Annotated in this window: 11 protein-coding genes; 2 read left to right on the top strand and 9 right to left on the bottom strand. The window is 66.4% G+C overall.

Annotated elements, in window-relative coordinates; translation table 11 throughout:
* Positions 1 to 23: 23 nt before the first annotated feature.
* The 9 genes from A5651_RS07485 to A5651_RS07445 are packed head-to-tail and all read right to left on the bottom strand — an operon-like array spanning position 24 to position 9,071.
* Positions 24 to 986, bottom strand: a complete 963-nt coding sequence (locus A5651_RS07485; protein ID WP_066977594.1) for an SDR family oxidoreductase — start codon at positions 984 to 986, stop codon at positions 24 to 26.
* A complete protein-coding gene (locus A5651_RS07480) occupies positions 980 to 2,185 on the bottom strand; it encodes a cytochrome P450 (protein ID WP_066977591.1) in 1,206 nt (401 codons plus the stop codon). The genes A5651_RS07485 and A5651_RS07480 overlap by 7 nt, the downstream gene beginning before the upstream one ends.
* A complete protein-coding gene (locus tag A5651_RS07475; protein WP_369803919.1) occupies positions 2,178 to 2,825 on the bottom strand; it encodes a TetR/AcrR family transcriptional regulator in 648 nt (215 codons plus the stop codon). The genes A5651_RS07480 and A5651_RS07475 overlap by 8 nt, the downstream gene beginning before the upstream one ends.
* Before the next feature lie 44 nt (positions 2,826 to 2,869).
* Complete coding sequence (locus tag A5651_RS07470; RefSeq protein ID WP_369803923.1) at positions 2,870 to 3,652, bottom strand: SDR family NAD(P)-dependent oxidoreductase; 783 nt, start codon at positions 3,650 to 3,652, stop codon at positions 2,870 to 2,872.
* 24 nt (positions 3,653 to 3,676) lie between these two features.
* On the bottom strand, positions 3,677 to 4,972 hold the full coding sequence (locus tag A5651_RS07465; RefSeq protein ID WP_066977581.1) for an acyl-CoA dehydrogenase family protein: 1,296 nt from the start codon (positions 4,970 to 4,972) through the stop codon (positions 3,677 to 3,679).
* Between the two features lie 22 nt (positions 4,973 to 4,994).
* Positions 4,995 to 6,134 carry a CaiB/BaiF CoA-transferase family protein gene (locus A5651_RS07460; protein ID WP_066977736.1) on the bottom strand — a complete coding sequence of 380 codons (1,140 nt, stop codon included), beginning with the start codon at positions 6,132 to 6,134 and terminating at the stop codon, positions 4,995 to 4,997.
* On the bottom strand, positions 6,131 to 6,901 hold the full coding sequence (locus tag A5651_RS07455) for an enoyl-CoA hydratase/isomerase family protein (RefSeq protein WP_066977578.1): 771 nt from the start codon (positions 6,899 to 6,901) through the stop codon (positions 6,131 to 6,133). The genes A5651_RS07460 and A5651_RS07455 overlap by 4 nt, the downstream gene beginning before the upstream one ends.
* A gap of 3 nt (positions 6,902 to 6,904) precedes the next feature.
* Positions 6,905 to 8,080, bottom strand: a complete 1,176-nt coding sequence (locus A5651_RS07450; RefSeq protein ID WP_066977576.1) for an acyl-CoA dehydrogenase family protein — start codon at positions 8,078 to 8,080, stop codon at positions 6,905 to 6,907.
* Positions 8,064 to 9,071: an acyl-CoA dehydrogenase family protein gene (locus tag A5651_RS07445; RefSeq protein WP_066977733.1), complete on the bottom strand. Its 1,008-nt coding sequence runs from the start codon at positions 9,069 to 9,071 to the stop codon at positions 8,064 to 8,066. The genes A5651_RS07450 and A5651_RS07445 overlap by 17 nt, the downstream gene beginning before the upstream one ends.
* A gap of 254 nt (positions 9,072 to 9,325) precedes the next feature.
* Here A5651_RS07445 and A5651_RS07440 point away from each other — a divergent pair, with 254 nt between their 5' ends.
* Positions 9,326 to 10,417: an amidohydrolase family protein gene (locus tag A5651_RS07440; protein WP_066977573.1), complete on the top strand. Its 1,092-nt coding sequence runs from the start codon at positions 9,326 to 9,328 to the stop codon at positions 10,415 to 10,417.
* A gap of 31 nt (positions 10,418 to 10,448) precedes the next feature.
* Positions 10,449 to 11,600, top strand: coding sequence for an amidohydrolase family protein (locus tag A5651_RS07435; RefSeq protein ID WP_066977730.1), 1,152 nt, complete (start codon positions 10,449 to 10,451; stop codon positions 11,598 to 11,600).
* The last annotated feature ends 2 nt before the right edge of the window (positions 11,601 to 11,602 follow it).

The following is an 11,602-nucleotide window of genomic DNA, read 5'->3' as shown; positions in this document are numbered from 1 at the left end:
CAATTTGCCGTGCTTCTTTCTTGTCAATCCACTTTCGGATACGTGATGCCGGTGAGCTGTTCGCTGAGTTGCCACAGTGCGCGTGCGTCGTTCTGGCTGCTGGCCAGTCGCGGCACCTTGGCGAACGTCACTCCCCCGCCCGCGGTTTCGTAGAAGCCGCGCGGCCCGTAGTACGCGCCGCCGGTCGCGTCCGGTGACACCGCCGCATACAGCGTCGGTTTGATGGCTTCGTCGACGTCGAGCCACATGAACGGCAGCAGCCGCCACGTCAGCATTGTGAACCGCGCACTGAGCCTTGGCTTTTCCCGACCATACGATGCACCGCTGAGCAGGCCCGTCTTGGCTAAGCCGGGATGGGCCGCGTTCGACATCAGCCCCCAGGCCGCGGCCTCGCTTCGCCTGTTCAGCTCGACGGCGAACATCAACTGGGCAAGCTTGGCGATGCCGTATGAGCGCATGGGCCGGTATCGCTGCTCGGCATTGGCGTCGTCGAAGCCATCGAAGCCTAGGCCTTCTTGTTTGGCAGCGATGCTGCCGACGGTGACGACCCGGGCGCCGGAAGCCGCCTGCAACAGCGGTAGCAGGTGAGCCGTCAGCGCGAAGTGGCCGAGGTGGTTTGCGCCGAATTGCAGCTCGAAATCGTCGTCGGTGGTCTGCCGTTGCGGCGGGGTCATCACGCCCGCGTTGTTGATCAGAAGGTCGACGGGCCTGCCCTCGTCGACGAGGCCTTGACCAAAGGCTGCAACGCTTTTCAGCGATGCCAGATCCAGCTCCTTGATCGTGAGCTTGGCCGCGGCAACGGTGCCCCGGATGTCCTCGGCCGCCGCCTCCCCCTTGCGGGTGCTGCGCACCGCCATGATGATGTCGGCGCCGGCAGCCGACAACGCGCGAGTCAGGCCTAGACCCAGGCCGCTGTTGGCCCCGGTGACGACCGCCAGCCGCCCGGAGAGATCCGGAACCGTGAGGGTCAGGTTGCCAGTCACCAGGTGACCGGCAACTCGTAGAGACCGTAGGCGAGCGCGTCATGTTTGAACGGCAACTCGTCGACCGGCACCGCCAGCCGCAGTGTCGGAATGCGCCGGAACAGCGTCGGCAATACGATCTGCAACTCCATCCGGGCGAGCTGCTGACCGACGCACTGGTGTCGGCCGTAGCCGAAACCGACGTGTGGTCCGTCGTCACGGCGTAGATCAAGCCGGTCGGGTTCGGGGAACTGGCGATGGTCCCAGTTCGCCGGCGCGACATCGAGGATGATGCCGTCGCCGGCCCGGATCAGGCGGCCGCCTACTTCGATGTCCTCGTCGGCGATGCGCCGCTGCCCGGTCTGGATGATGCTGCAGTAGCGCATCAGTTCCTCCACCGCAGCGGCGATCACCTGCGAATCGTCGGCGTCGCGGAGCAGCGCCAGCTGCTCGGGGTGCTCGAGCAGCGCGACGATGCTGACCGCGATTTGTCCCGCGGTCGTCTCGTGCCCGGCGATCAGCACACCGGTGGCCAGTTGCGCGGCTTCGCGGACGCTGATCTCCTCGTTGCGTACGCGCTCGGCGAGGTCGGACACCAGATCCTCACCGGGGTGGTCGATCTTGGTGCGGACCAGGTTGGCGAGGTACTTCGCCAACGCGCCAGCGCCTTGCGCGGCGTCTTCGGCGCTGGCGTAGCGGCTCATTCCCTTGTTGGCCTGGGTCTGGAAGAACTCGGCGTCTTCGTAAGAGACACCGAGCATTTCGCTGATGACCAAGGACGGGATGGCCAGCGCCAGCCCCTCGACGAGGTCAGCCGGCTTCGGTCCGGCCAGGATGGCGTCGATGTGTTGGTCGGTGATCCGCTGCACCGCAGGCCGCAGCGCCTCGACGCGTTTGTAGGTGAACGGACGCGACAGCATGCGGCGGAAACGGGTGTGTTCCTCGGCATCCGAAGTGAACACCGACCGGGGCCGCTTGTGCACCGTCGCCAGCATTCCCTCGTTCCAGTGGGGGTAGCCGGGTTTGCGGTCGTCGACGCTGGCGCGGCTATCGGCGAACAGCGACCGGATGGCCTCGTAGCCGGTGACCAGCCAGGGCGTGCTGCCGTCCCAGATGCGAACGCGGAAAAGCTGTTCGGTGGCGCTGCGTTCGAGCACCTCGGGCGGCGGTGCGAACGGGCAGCCCGCCGCCCGCGGCATGGGGAAGTCGAGGACGTCAGGCATGGACGGGCGCCTGCCACAGGCCGACGATCGCGTCGATGAGTCCCTGGCCGGCGCTGGCCCACCCCAGTCTGGCTTCGGCACCGCGCTCGGCCAACTCGACTTCGTGTTCGGCGCACGTGTGCATCAACAGGTTGCGCGCCATCACGATCCGTTCGTACCGCACCCGTTTCGGAAGCTCGGGCAGGCAGTCGTTGATCCCGTTGATCGCAGCGACCAGCTCCGGTGAGGTCAGCGCGTCCTTGGTGACCACCTGGCGGTAAGACGGGTCTGCCATCGCCTGCGCGGCGAATCGCGCATACCAGCTGGGATTACCCAGCGCCGCAAGGTGATCGGTCAACGGCAGCACCAACGCGCTCACCCAGTCGCGCAGCTCGGTCGAACCCTCGATCTCGGCGAGCATCCTGGCGCGCAGTTCCTCGATCGGCGCTCGGTGCTTGCTCTCGATCGCGCGCAGAAGATCCGTTCGCGTGCCGAAGTGGTAGCACGCCGCGGCGTTGTTGCCCTGGTTGGCGGCCTCACTGATCTGCCGGTTCGAGACGGCATACATGCCGCGCTCGGCGAACAACCGCTCCGCCGCGAGCAGCAGCGCCTCCCTGGTGGCCGATGATCGTTCACTGCTCAACACCCTGGCTGCAGTCACCGACCCAGTAGACACCCCGGATGAGGTTAAATCAAGCAGTTTAATTAACTCCGGCGCGATCCGACTTCGCGCAGAAACTCCTGCGTGTGGGCGATCCGGCCGGTCAGCGTGGCCGGATCGCCGGTGCAGAGCAAAAACGCGGTCTGGGTGATCAGCTCGATGTCCTCGGTGTCGGTCTTGGCCAGATCCAGCGCGCCGGCGCCCTCCGTCGCCACCGGGTTCGTCGGCGCCGCGGCGTTGACGGCGATGCCGTCGTCGTACAGTTCGGCCGCCAGGCTCTTGGTCAGCCGGTTGAGCGCGGCCTTAGCCGTTCCGTAGATCCCGAAACCGGCGGTGCGGTCGAAGTCGGAGAACGGCGGGCCCGGCGGGAGATCCCCGCCGACCGACGTCACGTTGAGCACCCAGCCGCGGCCTCGCTCACGCATCGCCGGAATCGCGAGCTGTGTCAGGTGCAGCGGAGCGAGCACGTGCATTTCCATCATCAAGCGCACCCGACGGTCAGGGAACTCGTCGAGCGGACGCAGGAAGGTGACCGCCGCGTTGTTGACCAGGATGTCGGGTGCGCCGACGCGGTCGACGACCTCGCTGAACAGCCGTTCGCGTTCCTCGACCTTGGACAGGTCGGCCTGGATCGCGACCGCTGTGCCGCCGGAGGCGTCGATCTCGTCGAGCGTCTGCCGAAGGGAGCCTTGGTATTTCGGGTCCGGCTCCATGGTGCGCGCGGTGAGCGCCACCGTGGCGCCCTCGCGTGCCAGCCGCTGCGCGATCGCCTTGCCGAGGCCCCGGCTGGTTCCGGTTACCAAGGCCACCTTGCCGTCACACGACATCGACATTGCTGCCTACCTCCAAAATCAGGTGAGTTCGATACCGGCCAGCTTGTCGGCGAACTTCGCCTCGGCGGCGGCCCGCAGCCGCAGCAGGTGCTCGGAAGGGAAGACGTCGGGTGCCGGCTTGTAGTCCTTGAGCAGCAACCGGGCCAACGTGACCTTGTGCACCTCGGTCGGCCCGTCGGCGAGCCCCAGCACGAACGACTCCACCAGGTACTGTACGAACGGCATCTCGTGGGTGGTGCCCAGCGAGCCGTGCAGCTGAAGAGCCCGCGCCGACACGTCGTGGAGCACCTTCTGCATCATCGCCTTGACCGCCGAAATATCAGCCCGCACGGCCTTGTAGTTGTTGTGCTGGTCGATCTTCCACGCGGTCTGCAGGGTCAGCAGCCGGAACGCCTCGATGTCCATCCACGAGTCCGCGACCATCTCCTGGACGAGTTGCTTTTTCGAGAGCATCTCACCCTGTGTGTAGCGCGACACCGCGCGTTCGCAGATCATGTCGAAGATGCGACGCACCAGGCCGACGGTGCGCATGGCGTGGTGGATGCGCCCGCCGCCCAACCTCGTCTGGGCGACCACGAAGGCTCCGCCGCGGGGACCGAGCATGTGATCGCTTGGCACGCGAACGTTTTCGTAGCGGACATAGCCCTCGCGGCCGCCGCCGAGTGGCTGGTAGCCCAGCCCGACGTCACGCAGCACGTTGATGCCCGGTGTGTCCCCGGGCACGACGAACATCGAATAGCGTTCGTACGGCGGCGCGTCTGGGTCCGTCATCGCCATCACGATGATGAACGACGCCATCGACGCAAACGACGAAAACCACTTCTCGCCGTTGATCACCCAGTGGTCGCCGTCCTGTACGGCGGTGGTGGTGAACACCTTCGGGTCGGCCCCGCCCTGGGGTTCGGTCATCGAGAAGCAGGACACGATGCGGTTGTCCAGCAACGGCTCGAGATAGCGCTGCTTGAGCTCCGGGGTGCCGTAGTGGGCGAGAATCTCACTGTTGCCGGAATCCGGTGCCTGCGAACCGAACACTATCGGCGCGCATTCGGACCGCCCGAGGATCTCGTTGAGCAATGCCAGCTTGACCTGGCCGTAGCCGGGGCCGCCGAGGTGCGGGCCCAGGTGAGTGGCCCACAACCCGCGCTCCTTGACGATCTCCTGCAGCGGCGGGATGAGCGCCTGGCGTACGGGGTCGTTGAGGTCGTGGGACTCCTTGACGATCAGGTCGATCGGCTCGCATTCGGACCGCACGAACTGCTCGACCCACGCCAGCTGCTCGGCCCACTCCAGGTCGGTTGAGAAGTCCCACGCCATCGGTCGTCCTTTTCGTCGAAGTTCAGCGGCTACTCTGCCGCGCCGATCCGGATTCCAGAAGGGCCGCGACGGCTTCGTCGTCCAGGCCCAGCTCGGTGAGCACCTCGCGGGTGTGGTCGCCCGGAAGCGCCGGCCCGGCCGGTGTCGAGGGCACGGTCCGCGAGAACCGCGGCGCCGGAGCCTGTTGCACGACACCGTCGACCTCGATGAAGGTGCCTCGCGCGGCGTTGTGCGGGTGCCGGGGCGCCTCGGCGAGGCTCAAAACCGGTGTGGCACAACAGCCCGGCGAATCGAGCTGGGCTTCCCACTCGGCGCGTGACCGCTCGCGGAACCGCGTCGCGAGCACCGCGCGGTGCGCGGCCCACGCCTGCGGATCGTCCTCGTCCTGCGGCACGTCGACATCCAGCCGCTGACACAGCTCCGCGTAGAACTGCGGCTCCATGGCGCCCACCGCGACGTGCTCACCGTCAGCGGTCTCGTAGACCCCGTAATAGTGGGCGGCGCCGTCCAACACGTTGGCGTGCCGCTGGTCTCGCCAGGTGCCCGCGGCCACCATGCCCCAGTAGGGCGCCATCAGCGTCGCGGCGCCGTCGACCATCGACACGTCCACCACCTGGCCCTGTCGTGACGTCCGCGCCTCCATGATCGCGCTGAGCAACCCGACCGCGAGCAACATGCCGCCACCGCCGTAGTCGCCCACCAGGTTCAGTGGGGGTACCGGCGCGTTCGCGGGGCCGATCCCGTGCAACGCTCCCGCGAGCGCGATGTAGTTGATGTCGTGGCCGGCGCGCTCGGCGTACGGACCGTCCTGGCCGTAGCCAGTCATCCGCGCATACACCAGCCGGGGATTACGGGCGAGCAGATCGTCCGGACCGATACCGAGCCGTTCGGCGACGCCGGGGCGGAAAACCTCGACGAAGGCGTCGGCGTCGTCGATCAACTGCAGCAAGACCGTCCGGCCCCAATCATCTTTGACATCCAGCGCGATGGATCGCTGGCTGCGCCGGACGGTGTAGTCGATCGGCAGCTCACCGTCGACTGCGCGTGGCATGTCGATGCGCACCACGTCGGCGCCCAGGTCACCGAGCAGCATTCCGCAGAACGGCCCGGGACCGAGCCCGCCCATCATGACGATCCGCACGCCGCGCAGCGGACCGGTCACGTCTCCCATTTCTGCCGTCTGGCCGCCGCGTCGTCAGACGCGTGGCTGAGCACCTGGTTGCGGTTCTCGAGCTCCACCGCGGCGTCGAGATTGGCTGCGTCGGTGTTTACCTGTAGTGCGCGCTTGGTCAGTTGCACTCCGAGCGGAGACAATTCGGCGATCGTCGAGGCGATCTCGATCGCACGCCCGACAAGCCCGTCGGCCTCCACCACCTCACTGACCAGACCACGGCGGTCGGCCTCCTCGGCGCTGACGGTGCGACCCGTCATCATCCAGTCGGCGGCGACACTGGTTCCGACGATCCTGGGCAGGTGATAGCTCATGCCCATCTCGGCGCCGGAGAGGCCCAGCAGGATGGCGGCGTTCCCGAAAGTGGCTGCGCTGGAGCAGATCCGGATGTCGGCGGCCAGGCATAGCGCGAATCCGCCGCCGACACAGGGACCGTTGACGGCCGCAATGACCGGTTGAGGCAGGTCGCGAATCGCCTGCGGCAGCGCCGCCATCGTCTCCTGGAACCGCAGCCGGTCGATGGCCGGGTCGTCGGCAGCCGGCACATCCGGCCCGAAGCCGCGCATGTCGATACCGGAGCAGAAGCCTCGGCCCGCACCGGTCAGCACCACCGCGTGGATGTCGTCCCCGACCGCGCCGAGTGTCTCGGTGAGCTCGCGCCGCAGCGCGTCGTTGATCGCGTTGAGCCGTTCGGGTCGGTTCAGCGTCACGACGAGAACACCGGCGTGCGGACGTTCGACGAGCAGCGTCTCGGCCACGGGTTAGCGCCGCGGCAGGCCGAGCACTTGCTGGGCGATGATGTTGCGCTGGATCTCCGACGTCCCGCCCGCGATCGTCCCGCCGAAGCTACGGGCGTAGCGCTCGAACCAGCTTGCGAAGTAATGGTCGAGGTTCATGTGCTCATACGGCCCCGACGTCGAGGGGTGCACGAGCCCGTCGGTTCCGGCGGCGGCCAACGCGTTCTCCATGGCTTGGCGCTCGGCCTCGGAACCGAAGAGTTTGAGCACCGACACCGACGCGGTGTCCATCTCGCCGCGCGCGGCGCGCGACAGCGCGGCCGAGCCCATCGCCCGCAACGCCTGATAGTCCATGATCGTGGTGGCGTACTGGTCGCGCTCCAGCGCGGTTCGCGGCCGGAAATCGGCGATCATGTTGTCGATTCGATCGGCGAAGCCCAGCCACATCATCGTGCGTTCATGCCCCAGCGATCCATTGGCCACTCCCCAGCCGCCGTTGAGGGGACCGACGAGGTTCTCTGCGGGAACGCGGGCGTCGGTGAAGAACACCTCGTTGAAGTCGAGGTTCTCCTGACCCGTCATGTCCGCGAACGGCCGGCACACCACACCGGGGGTGTCGGTCGGGATGATCAGTGCGCTGATCCCCTTGTGCTTCGGGGCATCCGGGTCTGTGCGTACGAACGCCAGCAGGAAGTCGGCATCGTGCGCGCCGGAGGTCCACACCTTCTGGCCGTTGACGACGAAGTGATCGCCGTCAAGGACGGCTCGGGTGCGCAGCGACGCGAGGTCGGAGCCCGCGCTGGGCTCACTCATGCCCAGCGACGCGGTGAGTTCGGCCTTGAGCACCGGTACCGCCCAGCGCCGCTTCTGCTCATCGGAGCCGAACGAAATCAGCGATGCAGCAACGATATTGACGCCTTGGGGGTTGAAGCTGTGGTAAATGCGGCGCCGGCACAGCTCGTCGAGATGGACGAATTGCTGCAGCACGGTCGCGTTGCGGCCGCCGAACTCCGGCGGCTGGGCGGGTAGCAGCCAGCCGTTGTCGAACAACAGCCGCTGCCAGTCCCTGGCCCACTGCGGCATGTGTGACACCGACCGCGGCCGCTCCAAGGTGTCGGCTTCGGCAGGCAGGTGCTCGTCGAGGAAGGCCGCGAACTCGGCGCGGAACTCCTCGACGTCGGAATCAAAAGTCAGCTGCACCGGAACTCCTGAATTCCTCTGCGATGATCGCGCGATGTTCTGCGGCGCCGCCGAGCAGCAACTCGCCGGCCTTGGCCCGCTTCAGGGCGAACTGAAGATCGTTCTCCCAGGTGAATCCCATGGCGCCGAACAGCTGCAGGCCGTGCCGGAACACGACCGCCTGCGCCTCGCCGGCCGAGGCCTTCGCCATCGCCGCGGCCAGACGTCGGCGCGGGTCGTCGGCCGAAATGGTCAGCGCCGCAAAGTAGGACAGCGCGCGGGCGCGTTCGGTGGCAACGTGCATGTCGACTGCCTTGTGCTGCACGGCCTGGAAGGACCCGATCGCGACGCCGAACTGCTGGCGCTGCTTCACATGCTCGAGCGCGAGATCGATGATGCGCTGACACGCGCCGACCATGGTGATCGCCATTCCCGTGAGCGCCAGGTGTCGCGCCTTTTCGGCGTCGGTGCGCAAGCGCTCGGCGTCGGCCAGCCGCACGCCGTCGAACGACACGTCGGCGATGTGCAGGACGGGGTCGAAGACCTTGCTGCGCCGCACGCTCACTTGGTCGGTGTCGACGAGGAAGACCCCGCCGTCGGTGACCACCGCGAGCTGTTGGGCCCGGTCGGCGTCGAGGACGTGGCGCGCCGTTCCGTCCAGCACCCAGCCGTCGGCGTCGCGGTGGGCGCTGATGCCCTCATAGATCGCCGCCCCGACCTGCTGCGGATCGAAGCGGTCGCCGGCCAGCGGCGCGAACTGCGTCAGCGTCGCCAGAAACGGCGTGGGGTCGGTGGCGCGACCGAGCTCTTCGAGCACGATCGCCAGCTCGACGGCGTTCTCCGGGTCGGTCAGCTCGGTCCAGCCGGCGTCGATGTAGGCCTGCCAGAGCGGTGCCGGGTCGACGCCGTTCTCCGCGATGTCCCGCACCAGCGACGGCGGGCACTGCTTGCCGACCGCGTCGCGCACCGTGTCCTGCCACAGCCGCTGATCCGCATCAAACTCGAGTAGCATCCGACGCCTCCTGGTGCGATCGCCCGGCCTGTTCGGTTCCGCGAACGAGAATAACATTCTCCTTAGATGCCGTAACTGTTCTCGTAAAGCGACTACCTCGTTTCGCTGCCCGACGGGTAGGTGTGTCACCAGCGCAGGCCCTGACCTGCGAAGAAGTAAGCGCTCCGTTTGAGAACCCAATTCTTGCCATTGAAGAACTTGGCTTTACACTGGGCCTATGACCGGCGTCGTCCGGCCGGTATCGGAGGCCATCAGTGATCCAACATCCTGACGGGAGCCACACCCCCGTCATCGACGCGAGCGTGCACATCTTCGTGCAGTCGAACAAGGACCTTCGCCAGAACTTCATGGCCGAGCCCTACCGCAGCCGGGGGTTCCCCGACTACGAGATGGACTGGTACGGCGCACCGGGCGGCGAGTACGCGCCCAGCACCGAGGGCCCCGACGGCCAGTACCCGGGCTCTGACCCGCAGATCGTCGGGCGCCACCTGTTCGACCAGCGCGGTGTCGACGTTGCGGTCCTGCATCCGATGACGCGCGGCATGATGCCCGACCGCCACCTCGGCACGGCGATCGCCGCCGGCCACAACGAGATGATGGTGACGCGCTGGCTCGACGACAGCACCTACGGCGAACGCTTCCGCGGCACCATTCGGGTGAACCCCGACGACATTCCGGGTGCGCTCCGGGAAATCGAGAAGTACAAGGACCACCCGCGCGTCGTGCAGATCGGTGTGCCGTTGCAGTCGCACGACGTCTACGGAAAACCGCAGTTCTGGCCCCTGTGGGAGGCGGCCATCGACGCCGGTTTACCCGTCGCCGCACACATCGAGGTCGGAGCGGGCACGTTCTTCTCGCCGACGCCGTCGGGCACCACCAGAACCTATGAGCAGTACGTGTCCTTCATGGCGCTGAACTTCCTGTACCACCTGATGAACATGATCGCCGAAGGGGTATTCGAGAGGATGCCCGACCTGAAGTTCGTGTGGGCCGACGGTGCTGCCGACATGCTGACACCGTTCTTTTGGCGGATGGACTGCTTCGGCCGGCCGCACCTGGAGCAGACGCCGTGGGCGCCGAAGATGCCGAGTGACTACCTGCCCGGCCATGTGTTCTTCGTCGAGGGTGCGATGGACGGCCCTGGCGACGTCGACTTCGCCGGCGAGTGGCTCGGCTTCACCGGCAAGGAGGACATGGTGATGTACGGGTCCAGCTATCCGCACTGGCAGGACAACAAGCTGAGCGTGCCCGCCACCTACACGCCCGAACAGCGCGACAAGCTGTGCTGGCGAAACGCCGCCGAGCTCTACGGCATAGACGTCGGGGCCGGCGTCAGCGCACAGTAATAGCTAGAGGCTTCGATTAAGGAAGATGAAGATGACTGCAACGATCACGTCAACCACCGAGCGCAAGCCCGCCGCCGAGCGCGTTCCCGTCCGGTGCGTCGACTCCGACGTGCACCCGACGCCTCGGGCCGGCGAGCTGACGCAGTACATCCCCGAGCCGTGGCGCAGCAAGTACTTCCTGACGCGCAAGATCGGCGATCAGATCTATTACGACGCTCCGGACTACGCGCACGCATACGCGATGCGGGTGGATACGTTTCCCGCCGACGGCAACTTCGCGGGCAGCGATCCCGACCTGGCGTTCAAGCAGCTGATCATGGAGGCCGGCGCCGACATCGCCATCCTCGAACCCGCCGCCTACCCGGCCCGTTTCCGCGAGCCCAACCACGCGATGAACGTCGCCCTCAACGACTGGCAGGCCAACCACTGGCTCGACAGCCACAACAACTGGCATGAGCGGTGGCGCGGGTCGATCTGCATCGCGATCGAGGAGCCGCAGGATTCGGCGCGCGAGATCGAGCGCTGGGCCGGCCATCCCTACATGGGTCAGATCCTGATCAAGGCCGAGCCGCGCCCGTCGTGGGGCGACCCGAAGTACGACCCAATCTGGGCGGCGGCCACCAAGCACGACATCACGGTCAGCTGCCATTTGTCGCGCAGCCACCACGAAGAGCTGCCGCAGCCGCCGGTCGGATTCCCCAGCTACAACCATGATTTCATGGTCACCTACTCGCTGCTGGCGGCCAACCAGGTGATGAGCCTGATCTTCGACGGGGTGTTCGACCGATTCCCCACCCTGCGAATTGTGTTGGTGGAGCATGCCTTTACCTGGATTCTGCCGCTGATGTGGCGGATGGACGCCATCTACGAAGCTCGCAAATCGTGGCTCGATATCAAGCGCAGGCCGTCGGAGTACGTCAAGGACCACATCAAGTTCACCACCCAACCGCTGGACTACCCGGAGGACAAGACGGAGCTCACCCGTGCCTTGGAGTGGATGGAATGCGAGAAGATCCTGCTGTTCAGTTCCGACTACCCGCACTGGACGTTCGACGATCCACGCTGGCTGGTGAAGCACCTGCCAGAGCACGCCCGTGAAGCGGTGATGTTCCGCAACGGCATTGCGACATACCACCTTCCAGAGACCGTCCCGGCCCTCGAGGGCCAAGTTCGGGTGTTCTGACA

It is taken from the genome of Mycobacterium sp. 1274761.0 (assembly GCF_001668615.1).
Classification (GTDB): domain Bacteria; phylum Actinomycetota; class Actinomycetes; order Mycobacteriales; family Mycobacteriaceae; genus Mycobacterium.
This window is presented reverse-complemented; position numbering and strand designations above follow the sequence as displayed.

Bases quoted from the DNA above. Each gene is read 5' to 3' on its own strand.
- A5651_RS07465 (WP_066977581.1), bottom strand. From the start codon at position 4,972: ATGGCGTGGGACTTCTCAACCGACCTGGAGTGGGCCGAGCAGCTGGCG.
- A5651_RS07470 (WP_369803923.1), bottom strand. From the start codon at position 3,652: ATGTCGTGTGACGGCAAGGTGGCCTTGGTAACCGGAACCAGCCGGGGC.
- A5651_RS07480 (WP_066977591.1), bottom strand. From the start codon at position 2,185: ATGCCTGACGTCCTCGACTTCCCCATGCCGCGGGCGGCGGGCTGCCCG.
- A5651_RS07445 (WP_066977733.1), bottom strand. From the start codon at position 9,071: ATGCTACTCGAGTTTGATGCGGATCAGCGGCTGTGGCAGGACACGGTG.
- A5651_RS07435 (WP_066977730.1), top strand. From the start codon at position 10,449: ATGACTGCAACGATCACGTCAACCACCGAGCGCAAGCCCGCCGCCGAG.